Origin of the sequence: Weissella sagaensis, from assembly GCF_005405285.1 — a bacterium.
GTDB lineage: Bacteria > Bacillota > Bacilli > Lactobacillales > Lactobacillaceae > Weissella > Weissella sagaensis.
This window is the reverse complement of record NZ_BJDT01000003.1, coordinates 90,360-112,267: the sequence shown is the minus strand read 5'-3', so window position 1 is coordinate 112,267 and position 21,908 is coordinate 90,360. Positions and strand designations below refer to the sequence as shown.

The 21,908-nt window shown below is 36.3% G+C and carries 18 protein-coding genes and 1 riboswitch; of the genes, 15 read left to right on the top strand and 3 right to left on the bottom strand.

Annotated elements, in window-relative coordinates:
• Positions 1-17: 17 nt before the first annotated feature.
• The 5 genes from FFM55_RS04255 to FFM55_RS04235 all read left to right on the top strand — a co-directional run bounded on the left by FFM55_RS04255 (position 18) and on the right by FFM55_RS04235 (position 5,590).
• Positions 18-1,184 carry a galactokinase gene (locus tag FFM55_RS04255; RefSeq protein ID WP_137600550.1) on the top strand — a complete coding sequence of 389 codons (1,167 nt, stop codon included), beginning with the start codon at positions 18-20 and terminating at the stop codon, positions 1,182-1,184.
• Between the two features lie 15 nt (positions 1,185-1,199).
• Complete coding sequence (locus tag FFM55_RS04250) at positions 1,200-2,705, top strand: UDP-glucose--hexose-1-phosphate uridylyltransferase (RefSeq protein ID WP_042493932.1); 1,506 nt, start codon at positions 1,200-1,202, stop codon at positions 2,703-2,705.
• Positions 2,706-2,849: 144 nt separating this feature from the next.
• Positions 2,850-3,422, top strand: coding sequence for a TetR/AcrR family transcriptional regulator (locus tag FFM55_RS04245; RefSeq protein ID WP_042493935.1), 573 nt, complete (start codon positions 2,850-2,852; stop codon positions 3,420-3,422).
• Between the two features lie 129 nt (positions 3,423-3,551).
• Positions 3,552-4,883, top strand: a complete 1,332-nt coding sequence (locus tag FFM55_RS04240) for a dihydrolipoyl dehydrogenase family protein (protein WP_042493937.1) — start codon at positions 3,552-3,554, stop codon at positions 4,881-4,883.
• A 155-nt stretch (positions 4,884-5,038) separates the two neighbouring features.
• A riboswitch (PreQ1 riboswitch) is annotated at positions 5,039-5,084 on the top strand.
• A 5-nt stretch (positions 5,085-5,089) separates the two neighbouring features.
• Complete coding sequence (locus FFM55_RS04235; RefSeq protein ID WP_042493938.1) at positions 5,090-5,590, top strand: QueT transporter family protein; 501 nt, start codon at positions 5,090-5,092, stop codon at positions 5,588-5,590.
• Between the two features lie 55 nt (positions 5,591-5,645).
• On the opposite strand, the gene lepA is transcribed toward FFM55_RS04235, so the two are convergent.
• Complete coding sequence (gene lepA, locus FFM55_RS04230; protein WP_137600549.1) at positions 5,646-7,427, bottom strand: translation elongation factor 4; 1,782 nt, start codon at positions 7,425-7,427, stop codon at positions 5,646-5,648.
• Between the two features lie 255 nt (positions 7,428-7,682).
• On the opposite strand from lepA, the gene FFM55_RS04225 reads away from it, so the two are divergent.
• From FFM55_RS04225 to FFM55_RS04215, 3 genes are all read left to right on the top strand, one after another.
• Positions 7,683-7,952, top strand: a complete 270-nt coding sequence (locus FFM55_RS04225; RefSeq protein WP_042493942.1) for a hypothetical protein — start codon at positions 7,683-7,685, stop codon at positions 7,950-7,952.
• 185 nt (positions 7,953-8,137) lie between these two features.
• The gene (locus FFM55_RS04220; RefSeq protein WP_137600548.1) at positions 8,138-10,354 is read left to right on the top strand and encodes an alpha-galactosidase; all 2,217 of its coding nucleotides are present in this window, start codon (positions 8,138-8,140) and stop codon (positions 10,352-10,354) included.
• A 104-nt stretch (positions 10,355-10,458) separates the two neighbouring features.
• The gene (locus tag FFM55_RS04215; protein ID WP_042493946.1) at positions 10,459-11,403 is read left to right on the top strand and encodes a Dyp-type peroxidase; all 945 of its coding nucleotides are present in this window, start codon (positions 10,459-10,461) and stop codon (positions 11,401-11,403) included.
• An 80-nt stretch (positions 11,404-11,483) separates the two neighbouring features.
• Here FFM55_RS04215 and FFM55_RS04210 read toward each other — a convergent pair whose 3' ends face one another.
• Positions 11,484-12,134: a hypothetical protein gene (locus tag FFM55_RS04210; RefSeq protein ID WP_052348442.1), complete on the bottom strand. Its 651-nt coding sequence runs from the start codon at positions 12,132-12,134 to the stop codon at positions 11,484-11,486.
• A 164-nt stretch (positions 12,135-12,298) separates the two neighbouring features.
• Here FFM55_RS04210 and FFM55_RS04205 point away from each other — a divergent pair, with 164 nt between their 5' ends.
• The 7 genes from FFM55_RS04205 to FFM55_RS04175 all read left to right on the top strand — a co-directional run bounded on the left by FFM55_RS04205 (position 12,299) and on the right by FFM55_RS04175 (position 21,026).
• A complete protein-coding gene (locus FFM55_RS04205; protein WP_052348443.1) occupies positions 12,299-13,378 on the top strand; it encodes a YdcF family protein in 1,080 nt (359 codons plus the stop codon).
• A gap of 138 nt (positions 13,379-13,516) precedes the next feature.
• On the top strand, positions 13,517-14,482 hold the full coding sequence (locus FFM55_RS04200) for a D-2-hydroxyacid dehydrogenase (RefSeq protein WP_042493948.1): 966 nt from the start codon (positions 13,517-13,519) through the stop codon (positions 14,480-14,482).
• 176 nt (positions 14,483-14,658) lie between these two features.
• Positions 14,659-16,341 carry a D-lactate dehydrogenase gene (dld, locus tag FFM55_RS04195; protein WP_137600547.1) on the top strand — a complete coding sequence of 561 codons (1,683 nt, stop codon included), beginning with the start codon at positions 14,659-14,661 and terminating at the stop codon, positions 16,339-16,341.
• 192 nt (positions 16,342-16,533) lie between these two features.
• On the top strand, positions 16,534-16,908 hold the full coding sequence (locus FFM55_RS04190; RefSeq protein WP_137600546.1) for an MORN repeat-containing protein: 375 nt from the start codon (positions 16,534-16,536) through the stop codon (positions 16,906-16,908).
• Positions 16,898-18,748, top strand: a complete 1,851-nt coding sequence (locus FFM55_RS04185) for an acyltransferase family protein (protein ID WP_137600545.1) — start codon at positions 16,898-16,900, stop codon at positions 18,746-18,748. Before FFM55_RS04190 ends, FFM55_RS04185 begins: the two co-directional genes overlap by 11 nt.
• Before the next feature lie 16 nt (positions 18,749-18,764).
• Positions 18,765-19,610, top strand: a complete 846-nt coding sequence (locus FFM55_RS04180) for a metallophosphoesterase family protein (RefSeq protein ID WP_137600544.1) — start codon at positions 18,765-18,767, stop codon at positions 19,608-19,610.
• Between the two features lie 81 nt (positions 19,611-19,691).
• Positions 19,692-21,026: a threonine/serine exporter family protein gene (locus FFM55_RS04175; RefSeq protein WP_137600543.1), complete on the top strand. Its 1,335-nt coding sequence runs from the start codon at positions 19,692-19,694 to the stop codon at positions 21,024-21,026.
• A gap of 79 nt (positions 21,027-21,105) precedes the next feature.
• Here FFM55_RS04175 and FFM55_RS04170 read toward each other — a convergent pair whose 3' ends face one another.
• On the bottom strand, positions 21,106-21,882 hold the full coding sequence (locus FFM55_RS04170; RefSeq protein ID WP_137600542.1) for a 2-keto-4-pentenoate hydratase: 777 nt from the start codon (positions 21,880-21,882) through the stop codon (positions 21,106-21,108).
• Between the last annotated feature and the right edge of the window lie 26 nt (positions 21,883-21,908).

The window sequence follows — 21,908 nt, the reverse complement described above, 5'->3', positions numbered from 1 at the left end:
ATTAGGAGTTTAAAATTATGACACTTACAAAAGAACTAGGCGAATCATTCCAACGTCGTTTTGGTTATGCAGCAGAATATTTCTTTTTCTCACCAGGACGTGTTAATTTAATTGGTGAGCACACTGATTACAATGGTGGTCACGTATTTCCAGCGGCTATTAGTGTTGGAACTTATGCAGCTGTTTCATTACGTGATGATGATGAAATTCATGCGTTTTCAGCAAACTTTAAAGATGCAGGGGTTGTAAGTTTTGCGAAAGATGATTTAGAATTACGTGCATATGACAGTTGGGTTAAGTTTGTACGTGGGGTTATTAGTGAACTAGGAAAATTAGGTCACGAAGTTCCTCGTGGATTTGACTTAGCAATTGTTGGTGATATGCCCACTGCGTCAGGTTTGTCATCATCAGCCTCATTAGAGTTATTAATTGGGGTTATGTTAAATGACTTATTTGACTATGGTATGGATACATTATCATTAGTAAAACTTGGTCAGGCTGTTGAAAATGATTATTTGGGTCTTCAAACTGGTATTATGGATCAATTTGCAATTGCTTTTGGTCAAGAAAAGCAAGCCATTTTCTTAGATACTAACTCAATGGCATATGAAATGGTACCTGCTGACTTCGGTGATTATGATCTTGTTATAATGACGACCAACAAAAAGCGTGAGCTAGTTGATTCAAAATACAACGAACGTCGTGCCGAGACGCAAACTGCTTTAGAAGAACTACAAAAAATTGTGGATATTAATGCGCTAGGTGAGTTAACTTCTGAAGAATTTGAGAAGATTGTTGATCATATTAGTAGTCCTGTAAATCAACGTCGTGCACGTCATGCTGTTACTGAAAATGAGCGAACGGTTTTGGCTAAGGCTGCTTTGTCAGATCACGATATGGTGCGCTTTGGTGAATTATTAACTGCATCACACATTTCATTACGTGATGATTATGAAGTGACGGGGATTGAATTAGATACATTGGTTGATGCCGCGTTAGCACAACCTGGTGTACTAGGAGCGCGTATGACGGGTGCTGGTTTTGGTGGTAGTGCTTTGGCCTTAGTTGCAAAGTCAGAATCAGAAAACTTTGTGGCTGCAGTTGATAAAATCTATAATGAAAAAATTGGCTACCAAGCATCATTCTTGGTTGCTGACATTGTAGATGGTACCCACGCCTTGTAGGAGGCATAATAGCATATGAAGTCATTGAATGAAGAACAAAGCCAAGTAGTCGTAGATTTTGTTGCATGGGGCTTGGACATGCACGCTTATTCAAAAAAAGAATTGGTATATCGAACTAATTTAGTATTAGCTCAGATTGGTGCTGCCAGTCTTGAACAAGGTTTAGTGGGTAATACGGATACAAGTTTAAGTGTGCTAGCTGATAAACTAATTGCTATTCAAGATGTTTCATTTGACATGGGATGGCAAGAAGCTATTAATCGGACACAATTATTAAACATTGTGACACCAACACCTGATGTGTTAGCTGCTGAATTTGAACGGTTGTACGCTGTTGATCCTGAACAAGCTGTTAAATATTATTATTTTATTAGTGAGTCGGTTGAGAACGTTAAAGTTAAAGATATAGCCCGTAATATTGCATTTACTCATAATTCAAAATATGGGGATATCGAAATAACAATCAATTTATCAAAACCTGAAAAAACGACTGCAGAAATTAAAGCAGCTGCAAGTGCACCAAAGTCGAGTTATCCACCAACAGCATTGGACTATACTAACGAAGGTTATGTCGGTAGCGTAACGGCAGCACCAAGATTAACGCACCGATTTATTCGTGATGACTTTAGTGGTGAGACTTGGGGTTGGCATTATTCACCATATGCATACTTTGAAGAACATGCTATCTTTGTTAATTTCAAGCGTCAAGCAATGGAAATGGGGCAACGGACGTTTACGCGCTTAATGCAAATTGTTACGCGTTATCCAATGTACATGGTTGGTTCGAATGCTGATTTGCCAATTGTTGGTGGTTCAATTTTGTCACAAGAGCATTATCAAGCAGGTCGCCATGAATTTCCGATGATGAAGGCTGAAATTAAGCAAACAATTAAGTTGCCTGATTATGAAGATGTCACAGTGTCTGTTCTAAATTGGCCAATGACAGCGTTTAAGGTTTCTGCAAAGCATGCAGCTGATGTTGTTACTGCTGGTGAATATTTGCGTCGTGCTTGGGAAAATTATTCAGACGAATCATTGATGATTAATGCGACAAGTGCTAAGGGTGAACGTCAACATACAGTGACACCAATTGCACAATTTAAAGATGATCAATATGAGTTATATTTAGTTTTGCGAGATAATGGTACGTCAGATGAATATCCAATGGGAATTTTTCATCCCCACGCTGATGTGCAACATATTAAGCAAGAAAATATCGGTTTGATTGAGGTAATGGGATTGGCAATTTTGCCAGCTCGTTTATTAATGGAATTGCAACAAGTAGAGAAATTCTTAGTTGATCGTGCAACGATAGAAGAAGTGGCTGAGAGTCACCGTGAATGGGCACAAGACATTAAGCATACTCGTCAAGCAAGTCCGGCTAATGTTACCGAAATTGTCCAAGAAGAAGTTGGTAAAGTATTTGTTCGTGTTCTTGAAGATGCAGGTGTTTATAAAACCGATGCAGCTGGTCAAGCGGGACTAAATCGATTTATTGATTTTTTAACTAGTACTAAATAATTAAAAAATTTTTTTAATAAATAACTCGTGAGATTGGCACCTATGTCAGTTTTACGAGTTTTTTAATTGTCGTAAAAAATAAGGGAAGTGTTAATTTTAATATTTACTCTTATTTTTTTCATCAAAACAAGCTAGAATGAGTGTATGAGACAACGAGATGAAAACAAAATAACAGCATTATCAAATGCTGCTTTAGATTTAGTCGCAGAACAAGGTATTGTTAATTTAAGTATTAATAAAATGGCAAAACGAGCCGGTGTATCTGTTGCAACTGCTTATGTCTATTATGATAATAAAGCTGATTTATTGGGGAAACTATTTCAGCAAGTTCAAAATTTATTAATTAATGATATGGTGATGCCAGATGAAAGTTTATCACTTGAGGATCAGTTTGCACAGGTATTACAACAGTATGCGGATCGTTTTAGAAATAATGTTAGGGAGGTTGAATTTTTAGGAGCAATGTTAGCTAATCCACAATTTTTACCAGCGGAACTACAAAATAGTGGTTCGTTACTTAACAGTGAATTACTGACAATTATTACACAGGCGTATCGACAACATAAATTAGTTACAGGTAGTATTGATTTGATTGTTGCCCAAACGATTCAACCAATGCAATGGTTATTGCAGTCACGGATTCAAAACAAATTAACTATCTCAGAAGAAGAGGTGACTGAATTTATTATGATGGCAAAGCGTGCTATTTTTAAGTAAATAATAATAAATTTAAGTTAAAATATATGCATTGTTAGTATTTTTCTTATATACTAGATGTAGTTGTTGATATAAGAGATACCAACAGATTGAGAATTTTCGTACAATTCCACGGGAGGAAGACAAAAAATGACAGCATTTGATTATGATGTATTATATATCGGTAGTGGTCATGGTACTTTTGATGGTGCCATTCCATTAGCAGCTAAGGGGAAGAAAGTAGCTGTTGTTGAACAAGACTTAATTGGTGGTACTTGCCCTAATCGCGGATGTAACGCTAAAATTGTTTTGGATTCACCAGTTGCGCTAAAGCGTCATTTAGAAGAAGTACATGGAATTGTTACTGGAGATGTTGCAATTAACTGGGCAGCTAACCAGGAACACAAGCATGAGGTTATTGCTGGTTTGCCTGATTTTATTCAAGGTTTGCTAGATTCATCTAACGTAGATATTTTATTCGGACGTGGGACATTAGTAGACAACCACACTGTTAAAGTAAACGGTGAAGAAAAGACGGCTGAAAACATTGTGATTTCAACTGGTTTGCAATCAAACCGCCTAGATATTCCTGGTTCTGATTTGGCTCATGATTCAGAAGAATTTATGAATTTGAGTGAAATGCCTGCTCGCGTTACTGTTATTGGTGCAGGTTACATTGCTATGGAATTTGCTACAATGGCTAGTGCAGCTGGTTCTGAAGTAACGGTTATCACACATGGTGATCAAGCCTTGCGTGCATACCACCAACCTTATGTTGAATTGATTATTAGTGAATTAGAATCAAAGGGTGTTAAATTTGTTCGTGGCGTTGAAGTAGAAGCAATTGTTGGTGGTGCCAACGGCTTAGTCGTTCGTGGTGCTGATCTAAATGTGGATACTGATTGGGTACTTGACGCTACTGGTCGTAACCCTAATGTTGCTGACTTAGGTTTGGAAGAAGTCGGTGTTAAGTATAATGAAAAAGGTATTGAGGTTGATGATCACTTACGTACATCAGTATCAAATATTTATGCATCTGGTGACGTTATCGATAAGACACAACCAAAGTTGACACCAACTGCTATCTTTGAGTCAACTTACTTGATGCATACTTTTGCTGGTGAAACGACTGATGCAATTGACTATCCAGTTATTCCATCAGTTGTCTTTACATCACCACGTGTTGCAAAGGCAGGCGTTACAGTTGCTGAAGCTCAGGCTGATCCAGATAAGTATACAGTAGTTGAAAATGATTTGTCAGGTGATTGGTATCGTCAAGTTGATAAGGAAACTATTGGTAAGAACACATTGATTTTTGATCAAGATCATAAATTGGTCGGTGCAACTGAAGTTTCAAATAAGGCTGAAGATGTTATCAATGCTTTGTTACCAGCTATTGAATTTAAGTTTGGTGCAACTGAACTTGAACGGATGGTTTACTTATTCCCATCAATCGCTTCACAAGCTTGGGGTCAATTGTAAAATTTAAATCTTGATAATAGAATTATTAATTTGAATAGCTAAAAAAGCAACTAAATTCTTGATGGATTTGGTTGCTTTTTGTGCCTAATGTTGCGATTATTAGCAGTTGAAAATTGAGTAGTTGTTGATTTTACTAGCAGATAGTGATATTTTTAGAATCAGTGGTTCGTAACCATCCCACTCATAAAAAACTAGGAGTAAGATACATGAATTCTAAAAATTCTCAATTTAGTTCGGCTAGAAATATTGCAGTTACAGCCGTAATTGCTGCTTTATATGTTGTTGCAACGGTTGCATTACCATTTGCATCATATGGTCCTGTCCAATTAAGATTTTCTGAAGCATTTAATCATTTAGCAGTGTTTAATAAACGTTATATCTTAGCAATTACATTAGGTGTCTTTATTGCTAATATTTGGTCACCATATGGTATTGTCGATATGATTGTTGGGACATTGCAAACGTTTTTAATGTTATCGATTTCTTATGTACTAGCTAAGCGTGTTAACAGTATTATTGCGCGATTGGCAATTAGTACCGTTGTTGATTCATTGATGATGTGGATTATCGCAGCAGAGCTATACTATATGGCTAAAGTACCATTCTGGGCAACTTATGCCTGGACGGCTTTAGGCGAATTTGCAGCATTAGTTATTGGTGCCATCATTGTTTACCTAATTAGTCGTACTGTTAACTTAGAAAAATAAATTAAAAACACGCTAGGAGTAACAAATACTTTTCCTAGCGTGTTTTTGTGTATATTTAATTGCTATTCATTTCTAAAATGGCGTCAAACACTGACTGAGGTAATTCAATATCACTCTTTTTAAGACCTTGACGGCGCATTTGTTGCTGCTTTTTAGAGATCTTGGTACCAGATGCTTGTGCCTTACGTAATGGTGGTACATCAGCACGGGCAACGGCACGACCTTCGATAATTGCTTGTACGGGCATAGCTTGTAATTTACGTGGAATCAAGTCCTTTAGTTTATCCACTAATTCAATTCCCATACGCGTTGCCTTTAAACGATGCGTGACAAATGTCAATGCATCAATCTTGGCATAATCAATAGCAATATCAATTCGTACTAAATCGGAGAATTGGTATTGATCAAAAGTTGTTGAAAGGGTTGCAAAACCATGTGAAACAGATTTAAGTTCATTAAAGAAGTCATAGGCAATTTCAGAAATGGGCATGCGATAAGTAACTAACAACATAGCACCAATTGTTTCTAAATCAACTAATTCACCACGTCGGCTTTCCGCTAGTCGCATCACGTCGTTCAACATTTCATTTGGCATGGTCATTTTAGCTAACATGTAAGGTTCTTGAACTTCAATAATTTGTCCGTAATCAGGGAATTGTGTTGGATTTTCAACGTAGACAGGTTCATCTTGGTTTTTAACTGTTACACGGTAGGTAGAATTAGGCATAGTTGTTAAAACATCTAACCCAAACTCTTGTTGTAGACGTTCGCGAATGATTTGTAAGTGAAAAATACCTAAAAAGCCACCACGAAAGCCCATGCCTAACGCTTCAGATTGCTCAGGTTCATATTGAAAAGCCGCATCATTTAGAGCTAATTTCTCAATGCCGACCTTTAAATCTTTAAATTCACTACCACGAGGATACAAACCAGCATAAACCATTGGTTCAACATCTTGATAACCAGGTAAAGCTTCAGTTACTGGGTGCTTAGCCAATGTAATAGTATCACCAACTTTAACAGCCTCTGGATTTTTAATACCAGTGACAATGAAACCAACATCGCCAGCTTTAAGTTCTTTAATAGGTGTCATTAATGGCGCAAAAACACCCATTTCTTTAATTCCGGACTTAACTTGATTTGCCATGAATAATATTTGATCGTTATTTTTTAATGTGCCATCAACTAACCGGGCTTGGACGATAACACCTTTGTAAGGATCAAATTTTGAATCAAATACTAATGCCTGTAGATTTGCTTGTGCATCACCAGTTGGTGCAGGGATTTGATCACGAATTGCCGTTAAAACTTCTGAAACGTTTAAACCACTTTTAGCTGATATTTTTAAAATACGATCAGGTGTAAATGCTTCATCTAAATCACCTAATTGTGTGATGGTATTTTCAACTTCAGCTGCAGCTGTATCAATTTTATTAACAATTGGAATCATTACTAGATTAGCTTCTTTTGCCAAACGATAATTGGCAACAGTTTGGGCTTGCACACCCTTGGTTGCATCAACTAATAGTAATACACCATCGGTTGCTGATAAACTACGTGAAACTTCATAATTAAAGTCAACGTGACCAGGAGTATCAATTAAATTATATTGATATTCATCCCCATGCTCGTCTACGTAATAATTACGAACCGTACGAGATTTAACGGTAACCCCGTGTGCTTTTTCAACACTTAAATCATCAAGTAATTGATCTTGTGCTTCGCGTTTGGAAATTGTATTAGTCATCTCCATAATACGGTCAGCAAGGGTTGATTTACCATGATCGATGTGAGCGACAATTGCAAAATTGCGAATATATTTTTGACGTGTAGACATTTTAACTCCTTAAATGTGTTGTGTTCATATTATACCATTTTCATTAAATGGCATTGATTTCTAATTTTATTTTGGGCAATATCCGAATAATAAATTGACCTATCCGCTTAAAAACATTGTTGCTTATTAAAAAACGAATAAAAAAATATAGATAACAATAAAAGTTTGCTTTATTTTAACTAACAAAAATGTTAATATGTGTTTATAGGAGTTGTTGTTGATATTTTTAGCCTACTGATGGGGAGGAAAAGAACAATGGATTTCGCAACTGGTGAAATGGGACCAAGTCGTTTGCATTATAGTTTTGAAAAATCTAATGTTGCTAACGTTATTGTTGAGGGGACACAAACAAATAGACAACCACAAGTTAATGATAAGTTGATTGCACACTTTCATGACTTGTGTGAACGCCATCCAACATGGACATTTGGCCAAATTGCTAGTGGTTTACACATAGATGCTGCAACGTTACGTCAAATTGAAGTTGTGACAAATAGTCGGTTGCGCTCAGCTAAAGTACGTTAAACATCATTTTTATAAATTGCACTTTATTTGAAGATTGCTAATTTGTCTAAACAATCAGTTTAGCTAGTTAGCAATCTTTTTTGATGCTTTCATTAAAAATGAAAAGTCTTTTACACTATTTAAGTAAGCGGTTACAATATAATAAAGCAATAATAATATTAAAATGACATATTTTGGAGGCAAACATGGCAAAAGCAGATATCATATTTGATCAAGCGCAACAAATATTCCACCTAAGAAATGAAAAAATTTCATACATTATGGGCATTTCAGAGGGTGAGATATTAACACATTTATATTTTGGTCGACGTATATCAGGTTATCATGGTACCCGAGACTATCTGCGCTATGAGCGAGGATTGTCACCTAATTTAGCAGGGACACCAGGACAAGTTGATCGTCACTATTCAAAAGATGTGTTACCACAAGAGTTTGCAGGTAACCAAACAGGTGATTTTAGAAGTCCGGCTATTATTATTAAGGCCGCTGATGGCGCATTAGCAACTGATTTTCGTTATGATTCATGGGAAGTTTTTGCTGGTAAACCAGAATTGGTTGGTTTACCACAAGCATACGTTAAGGATACTAATGAGGCGCAAACGCTAGCAATTACATTAAAAGATAAGACGTTGCAAGCAAGTGTTATTCTTTACTACACCATTTACGCTGAAAGAGCAGTTATTACCCGCTCAACACAAGTTATTAATAATAGTGAAAATATTTTTTATATTGAAAAAGTAGCATCCTTGCAATTAGATATGCCTAAAAGGGATATGGATGTGATTTCATTTCCAGGCTCACAATTTCATGAACGGCAAGTTGAACGTCAAAAACTGCGACAAGGTATTACAGAATTTGGCAGTCGTCGGGGTGCTAGTTCGCACCACATGAATCCTTTTGTAATTGCAGTTGATGCGACTACCTCTGAACAAAGTGGCGAAGCATACGGTATTCAATTAGTTTATTCGGGAAACCATCAATTTACATTTGAAAAGGACTATATTGATCAAATTCGTTTAGTATCTGGTATTAATGAAGATGGCTTTAGTTGGCAATTAAAGCCAAATGATCATTTTCAATCACCAGAAGCCATTTTAGTTTATTCTGATGCAGGTCTAAATGGCATGTCACAAACGTATCATCATTTATTACGGGAGCGTGTGGCACGCGGTCAATACCAATATCAAGATCGGCCAATTGTTATTAATAATTGGGAAGCAACTTATTTTGATTTTAATGCTCAAAAAATTGAAGGTATTTTAGATGAGGCAGCGCCATTAGGTATTGAAATGTTTGTCCTTGATGATGGCTGGTTTGGTCAACGTGATGATGATGAGCGTTCACTAGGTGACTGGTATGAGTATACGAGTAAGTTAGCTGACGGTGGTGGTTTACGAGGATTGTCAGAAAAAGTGCATGCCAAAAATATGAAATTTGGACTTTGGTTTGAACCAGAAATGATTTCAAAAAATTCTGATTTATATCAGCAACATCCGGATTATGCGTTACAAATACCTAATCGACCAATGTCTTTGTCAAGAGATCAATACGTATTAGATTTTTCACGACAAGAAGTTGTAGAGAATATTTATCAACAAATGACAGCAATTCTGGATCGTGTACCGATTGACTACATTAAATGGGATATGAATCGCCATATGACAGAAGTACATTCGGCCATATTGTCAGCCGATCAGCAAGGCGAAGTTTCTCATCGTTATATATTAGGCGTTTATAATTTAGTCGAACGTTTGACGACACGTTATCCCGAAATTTTGATGGAAGGATGTTCAAGCGGTGGTGGGCGTTTTGATGCAGGTATGTTATATTATTTCCCACAGACGTGGACATCCGATAGTACTGATGCCGCTGAACGCATCAAAATTCAATATGGCACAACTTTTGGGTACCCAGTATCGAACATGACAGCACATGTTGCAGCGGTACCTAATCCACAGACACAACGGCATATTTCACTAAAAACGCGTGGGGATGTCGCTAGTTCTGGGGTCTTTGGTTATGAGTTAAATGTTCAAGAACTTACGCAGGGCGAGAAAGATTTAGTTAAAGAACAGATAGCCTTTTATAAAAAGCATCGCCACCTAATTCAATTTGGTGATTTTTATCGTCTAAAGAATCCGTTTACTAGTAATGAAGCTGCCTGGGAATTTGTCAGTCCTGATGGTAGTGATGTATTAGTTTATCATTTTAGAATGCTTGCTTCAGGTCAGCAACCGTTTACCATTACAAAATTGGTCAACCTAATACCAGATGGTGTTTATGTTGACCAAGCAACGGGTGAACGATTTACTGGTGATGAATTAATGTATGTTGGCCGGTATGATGATCCAACACAAGCGGGTGATTATGTCTCGCAAGTTCGCAGCTACTATTTAGACTAGCTAACAAAAATCTTTAAATGCTCAAAAAAATACCACCTTTTCTGGTGTAAATGACGTATACTTAATATGTATTGAATAGTATTTTTTTGGGAGGAACGATTAAAATGCTTAATGCAAAATTAGCACAAGATGTTTGGAAAGATCCTGGTAATAACGTTTCATTTATTGTATTGCAGTTAAATCAGCAAGATTTGGTGGATGAGCAGGAACATATCGCTACATTTTCCGATATGTCTCAAGCCATTATTCGATCAATGCGGATTCGTAATCCACAATCTGATTTGCAGGTTGCGATAGGTTTTAGCAATCATGCATGGGAATACTTATTTCCAAATGCTAATAAACCACATGAATTGGAAACGTATAAAACATTAACAGGACCTGAGTACAGTATGCCTGCTAGTGATGGGGATATCTTCTTACATGTTAGAGCTAATGATGAAGGCGTTGTGTACGAAATTGTCCGACAATTTATGAAACTGTTGAGTCCGGTAACAACGGTTATCGATGAAACAAAAGGTTTCCGTTATTTAGAAGGACGTGCCATTATTGGCTTTATTGATGGGACAGAGGCACCGGCCTTAGAAGATGCTGCTGAATATGCCATTATTGGGGATGAAGATTCAGAATTTGCTAATGGTTCATATGCTTTTGCTCAAAAGTGGCAACATGATATGGCTTTTTGGGAAAAATTAACCATTGAGATGCAAGAAAAAGCTGTCGGTCGTCATAAATATGATGATATGGAATTAGATGACGATGACAAGATGGTAAATGCTCATAATGTTGCTTCAAAAATTGAAATAGATGGGGATGAGAAAAAGATTATACGGATGAATGTTCCATTTTCAGACCCAGCTATGGATTATACGGGCACATATTTTATTGGCTATGCACGTCATTTTGAGGTTACTAAATTAATGTTGCAGCAGATGTTAGATCAATCTGATTTTTTGCTGACATTCTCGACTATTTTAAGTGGCCAATTATTTTTTATTCCATCACGAGATACGTTAGCTGATATTGCTGATGGCAAATTTTTTGAATAATTAATGTGATAAAAAATACCACTTTGAACAACGGTTCAGTTAACCGTATTTGTTCAAAGTGGTATTTTAATTAATGATGTTTAACGTAACTTGTCTTGTTTTTTATTTAAGGCAGTATTATATTCTGAAAAATCAACTGAAACGCTACCATTAGCGCCTCCGTTTGTATTATGCCAAACAGCATTTGTTTGCACCTTACCATCAATGTTAGCCAATGTTAAGACAGCAGGATGCCCATATTGTTTTGTAAGACTAGCTAATGAGTCACCATCGTGTTCGTTAGTTTCAGAATTTTCTAAGCGAATAGCATTATATGTGGTCATCGTCCATTTTTTAGCAAGATTAATTGTTTTACTATCTAATAATGTCTTAGATGTCAGACGGGCAGTTGCAGTATTTTTTTCTTGGCTCATAAAAGTAAGCGTGACACCAGTGTAATCACCAGCAATGTTTCGCCACGAAACAACCGTTAAAATATGGTCGCCAGATTTGGATTTATTTTTTTTATTAGGACGACCGTATTTTGCAACAACTTGTTCATAGGTTGCACCATCCTTGCCGGCCTTGTTAAAATCGCCAATTTTTAAGTCGTCAAAAGACTTTTTGGTCCACTTGTTTGAACTGATATGTGTTTGTGACGATGTCGATGTGTTTTGAAAATGGACTGATACAGTTACAATTAAAATAATTGCAATGATACCAAGTAGAATAGTTGTGATTTTCTTTTTCATAATAGTTTATCTTTCTATGTTATTTTAATAATACTTATTAAGTATATCATTAAAGTGAAGCGTGGTACTTTGCCAGATTAAACATTTAATGATGTGGTTATTAGTTGCAAGGTTAGGTATAATTTGGATATGTTTAATTATTATTAAGGAAGGGTGTTGGAAATATGTCTACTGCAAATAATACAAGTTATTGGTTGTTGTATATATTGGCTATTTTAACAATCATTTGTGCTGGCTTATTGATTATTAGTCTTCGGCAAAATAAATTTCGATTATTAAATGGGATATTAGCTAATTTTTCAGTTATCTTTGGTGGGATAACATTAATAGTTACAGTTGAATTACTTAATATTTATTGGCTATCGACTGTGTTCTACATCATACTAATCATTATATTAGTGCCAATGGCTATTATTTATTCATTATTAGGTGTGTTGTTACTTTGGAATGCCTTTACTGTGTGGCGACGCGAGAGTCATACGTTAGGAAATATGTTGACACTGGTAATTGGTCTATTAATTGTTGTTGTCTTACCAATTATGCAATTAATTGATAACCGGTTTTTTAGCCATCAAACAGTTGGCTTATACGTTACGTTGATTAACCCTGTTATTTTCTACTTAGGATTTTGGTTTTTGGCATTTATTACCTCGTTTATTATAACGCGGTTATATCGACCAAAATATAATAAAGATTATGTGATTGTCTTAGGGGCAGGATTGTTAAATGGTAAGGATGTGTCGCCACTTTTGGCTTCACGTATCCAAGTTGCTTTAGATTTTGCACAAAAGCAATTTGATAAAACAAAAAGATATCCTTGGCTGGTTTTCTCTGGTGGTCAAGGTGGAGATGAGGTACTTGCTGAAGGTGAAGCAATGGCCACATATGCCAAAGCACATGGTGCTAAATTGGATCGGATTCTAATTGAAAATCAATCCAAAACGACATATGAAAACATGCTGTTTTCTAAGGGAATACTGACAAAACAAAATATCGACTTGACTAAGGGCTTATTTGCAACAAGTGATTATCATACATTTCGTGCAGCCGGTTATGCGCGGTTGGTGGGCTTAAACATTGATGGATTAGGTGCCAAAACAAGTCGTTTCTTTATTCCAAATGCCTTTATTAGGGAGTATATTGCATTGCTGGCCAATCATAAGGTATTCCATGCAATCTGTTTGACACTAATTTTGTTAGTATCAATTATTAGTTTTGTGGTCGGTAATGGTATCTTTTTATAAAATTAATATTTAACAACAGTTTTTATCAATAATAAAACTGTTGTTTTTTTATATTATAGTAAGTATTGTACCTTGAGTTAAGCGCATACATGTTATAATTAATAATGATTATTAAGAGCAAAGTATGGGGGATAAAAGATGAAAATTGTTGTTTTAGATGGATTAGCATTAAATCCAGGTGATATTGATTGGCATGTATTAGATCATTTAGGTGAAGTCGTTGTCTACGATAAAACACCATATGATGATCATGATGAAATTATTAATCGTTTAGCGGGTGCAGAAGTAGTCTTAGTTAACAAAGTACCCATGACCAAAGACGTCATGGATGCTGCACCTGATTTAAAGGTGATTGCTGAAAGTGCTACAGGTTATGATAATGTGGATGTGGCTTATGCTAAAGAAAAAGGCATTGCAGTTATGAACGTACCAACTTATGGGACGGACGCCGTTGCACAATTTACATTTGCCTTGATTTTGGCAGTGACAAGTCGCGTTAAACAACATGATGATCTTGTACATGCGGGTGCGTGGCAGCAAGCCGGCCGCTTTTCATTTTGGGATTCACCATTAATTGAATTAAAGGATAAGACACTTGGTTTGGTTGGCTTTGGAAAAATTGCTCAAGCGGTCGCAAAAATTGCTTTAGCATTTAACATGAAGGTTATTTTTTATAATCACCGACCAAAAGAAGTTTTTGATGATGCGATTGAACAAGTAGACTTAGAAACATTATATGCCCAAGCGGATTTTATTAGCTTGCACATTCCTTATACAGTAGAAATGTCTGAATTTATTAATACAGATGTCTTGCACAAAATGAAAAATACGGCTGTTTTGATTAACACAGCTCGTGGTAAGTTAATTAATGAAGCAGACTTAACAGCAGCTCTAAATGATGGTCAAATTGCTTATGCTGCTTTGGATGTTGCATCGCAAGAACCAATTAATAATGATAATCCATTGTTGACGGCAAAAAATTGTTATCTGACACCACATATTGCATGGGCGCCACAAGAAACACGTGAACGTTTGTTAAATATTGTTGTTGATAATATCGAAAGTTATTTAGCTGGAAAGCCAGTTAATGTTGTGAATGGTTAATAATGATAAAATTCACAATTGTTAAATGTGATAGTGACAAATAATTTTGTTTTCACTTGACCAAGTATTGTGAAAAATAGTACAATTAAGTTTTTGTGATAAAAAGTTTATGTTCATTTTCTTAAGAAAAGTGGTATATTAGAAGTATATTGTACATTAGGAGGTAGGTTAAGTTTATGTCGACAATTAAAGATTTAACGGCAATTGTGGGAAGTCACCATATTGTGACGTCAGCCGCCAAGTCATTGCGATATCGTAAAGGATACCGTTCAGGAAAAGGGGATGCATTAGCAGTAGTTATGCCGGGCACTCTTTTGGAAATGTGGCAGGTTTTGAAGGTGTTACATCGTGATAATATTATTATTTTGATGCAAGCTTCAAATACTAGTTTGACTGAAGGTTCAACACCATCAGATGGTTACGATCGTGATGTTGTTATTGTTAAGGGAAGTCGTATCAAGGATTTGCAATTGATCAATCAAGGTAAGCAAATTTTGGCGTTCCCAGGAACAACTTTGAATAAGTTAGAGCAAACTTTGAAGCCTTTGAACCGTGAGCCACATTCAGTTATTGGATCATCAAATCTTGGCGCTTCAGTTATTGGTGGCATTAACAACAATTCTGGTGGTGCTTTGATTCAACGTGGGCCAGCTTATACTGAATTAGCATTATATGCTCGTATTGATGAAAATAATGAATTGCACTTGGTAAATCACTTGGGTATTGATCTTGGTGATACACCAGAAGAAATTTTGGACAATTTAGCTAACCGGCGGTTTGACGTTAATAATGTGCCAAATTCAGAAGAGCGTGTTGGTCATAACCGTGATTATGAAAAACGTGTGCGTGATGTCGATTCAGATATGCCAACACGTTATAACGCTGATCCAAAGGGACTATATGAAGCATCAGGAGCTGCTGGAAAAGTTGCTACCTTCGCCGTTCGTCTAGATACTTACGTTTCAGAAGGTGAATCACAAGTATTCTACATTGGAACAAATTCACCAGCTGTATTGGAAAAAATGCGTCGTCACATTTTGTCTGAATTTAAGAATTTGCCTGTTTCAGGGGAGTATATGCACAAAGAAGCATATGAATTAGCTAAACTTTATGGTAAAGATTCTTTGATGGTTTTGGATAAGGTTGGCACTGAGTACCTACCAACAATGTTTGGTTGGAAGGCTACGGCAGAACGTATGTTAAGTCATTTGCCAACGTTTAAGCCATATTTCCCAGACCGTTTCTTGCAGCGCGCAGGTAATATTTTCCCTAATCAATTGCCAAAGCGGATGGAAGACTATGCAAATCGCTTCCAACACTACTTGCAATTGAAGATGTCTGGTGATGGAATTGCTGAAGCTCGTGCTTACTTGACTGAATTCTTCAAAGAAGAAGAAGGTGAGTTCTTTGAGGCTAATGCTGATGAGACAAACAAGGCTTCATTGCACCGTTATGTCACGGCATCTGTTCCTATTCGTTACCAAGAATTGCACCAGGATAAGATTGATATCTTACCAATTGATGTGGCACTACGTCGTAACGATGATGATTGGTTTGAAACATTACCAAAGGAAATCGATGACAAGATTGAATATAAGTTATACTACGGACACTTCTTGGATCACGTTATGCATCAAGACTATATTTTGAAGCCTGGTGTTGACGCACATGAGTTGAAGCAAGAAATGCTAAAGTTGTTTGATAAGCGTGGGGCAATTTACCCAGCTGAGCACAACGTTGGTCACTTGTATAAAGCTGCACCAGCATTGGTTGAGCATTATAAGAAGAATGATCCTACTAATAGTTTCAACCCAGGAATTGGTAAGACTTCTAAGCGTAAGTGGTGGGAAGAGTACTAATTAATTAACATATGATAAGTTGAAACATTAAAACGAAGTAGTATTTAAAGGCCGCCAAATTTTTTATGAATTTGGCGGCCTTTAGTATATTGTTTAGGTAATATTAAGACCATGGTGTGAATAAGTACAAGAATGCGTCGATATGGTAACATTAGGTTAATTTAGTTTATTATTAATTTGAGGAGTTAGAGTATGAAAATTAAAAATATACTCCAGAGCTTAGTTGTAATCATTTTAATTATCGCAGCAATCTATAGCTTATTACCAGAACGACATCAGGCACAACAACAACTTACCTTAGATAATGGCAAGATTGCGTATCATGGCGATGTTTTTAAGAAAAAATTTAATGGTTTGGGCACGATTAAATTTAAAAATAAGGATTATTATCGCGGACATTTTATTGATGGTAAATTTGATGGACAAGGAAAATTTATTTCTCATGAAAATTGGCAATATCAAGGGCAATTTCAGAATAATTTACCAAATGGTAAGGGGACGCTGTCAATCGATAAACAGAAATATCAGGTTACCTTTAAGAAGGGAGAATTAATCCATGCGCATTAAATGGTTTAGTTTTATCAGAATTGCAGGTCTGTTGTCGGTATTGACTTACCATTTTTTTCAAAATAGTTATCCTGGTGGCTTTATTGGCGTTGATATTTTCTTTACTTTTTCAGGATTTCTAATTACTGCTTTAATGATTGATGAGTTTGCAAAAACGCGTCAATTTAAGTTAGTTAAATTTTATCAGCGCCGGTTTAATCGGATTGTACCACCACTATTATTAGCAATCTTAGTCGTATTACCATTTACATATTTAGTGAGTCCCGATTATGTTACGGGGATTGGTAAACAAATTGCTGCAGCAATGGGTTTTACTACCAATTATTTTGAAATCGCAACCGGTGGTAGCTATGAAAGTAAATTTATTCCACATTTATTTGTGCATACTTGGTCATTGGCAGTTGAAGTTCATTTTTACATTCTATGGGGACTAATAATTGCTGGATTAGTGCAATGGATGCATAAATCTAATAGTAATCAAAAAGAAATGGTTGTTTCTTTTCGGTCAATGATTGCGTTCATCTCATTAGTTTTTGCTGCTGTGAGCGTCATATTGATGGGATTGCGCAGCTTTAATCTAACAGACTATTCAGCAGTTTATTTTTCTAGTTTGACACACTGTTTTCCATTCTTTATTGGTGCGCTAACGGCTTCGTTCACGGGAATTACAATGGTACCGAAACGTTTTCAGCAGACATTGAATCAGGCTAGATTAATGCCAACCGTCATTAGCTTAGTTTTGGCTTTTGTATTCTTAGCTATGTTGGGATTTGTGATGCATTTTGATAGCCAAAAAACTTACTTAGGCGGTATTTTAATTGCTAGTCTGGTAACAGCTTTTGCCATCGTTAAAGCAAGAACTTTACATAACTTAACACCTAATATGATTGAACCTAAATGTGCAACTTTTATTGCTGATATTAGTTATAGTATGTATTTGTATCATTGGCCATTATTTGTCATTTTTTCACAACGTATGAATACAATTAGCGCAGTGATAATGACAATTGTCATTGGTGTCCCTTTTTCAGCCTTGTCATACTATATTATTGAGCCACTTTTGGCTGGTAAACAACCACGAGATATCAAGAAGACAACATTATTAAAACCAATTAAGTTAGGACTTGCTGCAGGTGGCCTATTGCTATTAATTATTGCAGCTACTGTTATTAAAACTGCACCTGGCTTAACGCAGTTAGACCAAAAATTATGGATTAGTAGTTTATATCAAGCCAGGGATAACATGACAACTAGTAAGACAGTTATTCAGGCAGATGTTAAGCAACAGCAAGCAGCCAAAGATAAACATAAGCAGGCGGTAACAATTCCAAAAGGTGTTTCGATTATTGGAGATAGTGTGACCGCTGGTACGCGTGAGTATTTGCAGCAGAATGTTGCTGATAGTACGGTTGATGCAGCTGGTGAACGTACGATGCAGTTGGCTTATGATGTGATGATGCGAGCGCAAGCAAATCATTTATTACGTGAAAATGTTGTTCTCAGCATTGGGACAAATGCATTGCCAGGTAGTAATGAACAATTGGAGAAATTAATTAATGATTTGAAACCAGGTCACCGACTTATTTTGGTAACACCATATGATGGGCGCGCTGATGCAACGTGGAATTCGTTTAAGTTAGCTCAATTTGAACGAACGTTACCAAAAAAGTATAATTTTATCACGATTGCTGATTGGCAAAAAATGGCACAAAAGCATCCGGAGGTCTTTGCAGGTACGGATGGGGTTCATTTTGCTGGTCGTCATGAGGGTGATGTTATTTATGCACAGACGGTTAATGAAGGTTTAAAGCAAGGAGCAAAAACACCTGTAAAAAAGTAGAAAGGATAGTTATATAATGAAAAAAAGGATTGCAATTTTGTCAGATATTCATGGTAATTTAACAGCCTTAAATGCTGTTGCTGATGATATGAAAAACCAAGAAATTAGTGACTGCTGGTTTTTAGGTGATCTGGTAATGCCCGGACCAGCAACGAATTTGTTATTTGATAAACTTGAACAATTAAATACTTCAGTATATCTTCGTGGTAATTGGGATGATTGTTTTCTAAATGTTAAAGATCATATTGTTGGTAACCATTTAGATGATCCATCTGACGTGTATATTGGCATGCTCGGTCACTATGTGGCAAAACAGATAAAACAAAAAAATGAACGGATATTGCGCTCGTTGCCAATCCATATGATCAAAAATGTTAATGGCTTATCAATTAACTTATCACATAATCTAAATGATTTGAATTCTGGACCGGCTTTATTAGCAGAAGCTGATACGGATCATTTTGATGCCTTATTTTTAGATAAGCAGATTGATATTGCCGTTTATGGACATGTTCATCATCAAATGTTACGTTATAGCAATCATGATCAACTCATTATTAATCCAGGTTCTGTGGGACAACCTTTTTTTAAACAGGCGCGTTTGAATCAGGATCGTCGTGCACAATATGCTATTTTAGAAATTGATAATCAGGGTTTAGCAAATGTTACTTTTCGAAAAGTTGCTTATGATTTAAACGAAGAATTAACACGAGCTAAGCAGGCAGGCATACCCTATACTAATCTATATCGAGAAATTTTGTTTGATGGTGTTGCACATACACATGATGATGAATTATTAGCAAAAGTAAATAAAAAATTTGATTATGTGAATCAATTACAGCGATTAATGACACAATCGTAAGAGTTTCTGTAAAAGAATAGGAATTAAATATCTATGATAAAATAAATCATATAATACAGAATAATTGAAGAAGGGTTTAAAATGGCAGAATATAACGATGGTTTGTTGACAAATCATATGCAAATTCCATGGGGAGAGTTGGCAGATAAAAGATCCCATTTATTAGCAATTAATGCTTCTTTGCGTGAAAAGACAATGATTGTTGGGCGGACTGGACTAATTATGCTTTCATGTGGGACTGGTGCTTGGCGTGTTCGAGCTACCATGAATGCCATTTCACGAGTCTTAAATATTTATTGTTCAGCAGATATTGGATTAACGACCATTTCATATACTTGTTTTGATGCTGAAAACAGTTACACAGAATCGTTATCTTTAAAAGCAACGGGTGTTAATACTGATAAGTTAACAGATATGGAACATTTTGTTCAGATGTTTGAAGATGAAGGTGCGTTATTAGAGGTTAAAACAATTCATCAGCAGTTAGATGAAATTAATGGTAAACGAGGTAATTATACGCCTCTCTTACTAGGGCTTGCTGCTGCATTAGCTTGCTGTTCTTTCGTCTTTTTGTTAGGTGGTGGACCCATTGAAATGCTCTGTACTTTCTTTGGTGCAGGGCTTGGTAATTATACTCGGGCTAAAATGAATGGTAAACAATTGACATTATTTGCTGGTTTGGCAACAGGAGTTGCAGTTGCTTGTTTAACTTACCTTGTAGTGTCTCGTAGTTTGGAAGTTTTATTTAATATTAATGTTGCTCACGAAGCTGGTTATATTGGTGCGATGCTTTTTGCTATCCCCGGTTTTCCATTTATTACAAGTGGTTTGGATATAGCAAAATCTGATATGCGTTCAGGTATTGAACGTTTGATTCATGCATTATCAATCATTATTATTGCAACACTAGTTGGTTGGTTGGTTGCGCTAGTTAGTGACTTAAAGCCTGACAGCTTTTTACCAGTGGGTTTGTCACCGCTATTCATAGGCTTATTGCGGGTTCCTGCTAGTTTTTGTGGGGTTTTTGGCTTTTCCATTATGTTTAATAGTCCTGTTAAAATGGCAACAACGGCAGGATTAATCGGCGCAATTGCCAATACATTGCGCTTGGAACTAGTTGATTTAACCTCATTGCCAGCACCAGCAGCAGCGTTTATTGGAGCGTTGACAGCTGGTATTTTAGCATCGTTGTTCCATAGACGAATGGGCTACCCACGTATTTCATTAACAGTACCAGCAATTGTGATTATGGTGCCAGGATTGTACATGTACAGGGCAATGTACTATCTTGGTATTGGTCAGATTGCAACAGGTGGTCAATGGTTTATCGCTGCAATGATGATTGTATTATTCTTACCATTAGGCTTAATTGTTGCACGAATACTGATGGATTCTGATTGGCGACATGCAAGATAACTTATTAAAAAAATACCATTAGCAATAAAAAATCATCAATTTGACCATTTTTTTGGCTCGATTGATGATTTTTTATGTATTATTCTATGTTCAACACAACATCACTTAAATGATGGCTGAAAGATGCTTGCCAGGTACCAGTGGTTAAATGTTCTGGTAAGAGGAAAGTACCACTTGAAATATGCTGACCAGCGATTAATTGTCGGTTTTGACTCGCTAATTTTGCGACTAACCACTGCAAAGACAATAATGGATTACCTAAAACTTCAGTAGCATTACCCGTTTTAATTTCTTTACCATTGTGATATAAAACGGTAGCAACTGCTGCTAATTCATCAGGTGTTTTAAAATAGTCCATCGTTTCCACCTGTTGACCATACACGATAAATCCACCCACTGCTGCATCAGCAATAACCAGGTATTTTGAAAGGCTAGGGAACCAATTCAAAAAGCGTGAGTCAGGTACTTCAATGGCTGGTGCAATTAATGTTTTGTTCATTAAGTCGGTTAGGGAGTCTTCAGGAAACAAGTCTTCTTTGGCAGTAAACATTAATTCAACTTCAGCTAAGGGATCAAGTACTTGATTAGTAGATAACGTTGTCGGAGCTTGTTTGAAATGGCTCACAACCTGAGCACCATAAAGTGGCGTGGTTGAATCAAACATATTTTGTGTTTCTTTGCTTGTTAGAGAAACTTTATAGCCACCGATTTCTTCTGCTTTTAAAGCCATTAAAGCGTGTTGAACATCATATGCATCTGACTCGTTATCTAATTGCGTAACATAATCGCTTTGTGACAAGGCTTGTCGTTTCGTATCAGCATTATATAGCATTTGCGCAAATTCTTGATTATTCATAATTGGCACCTCTTTTTAATAAATTC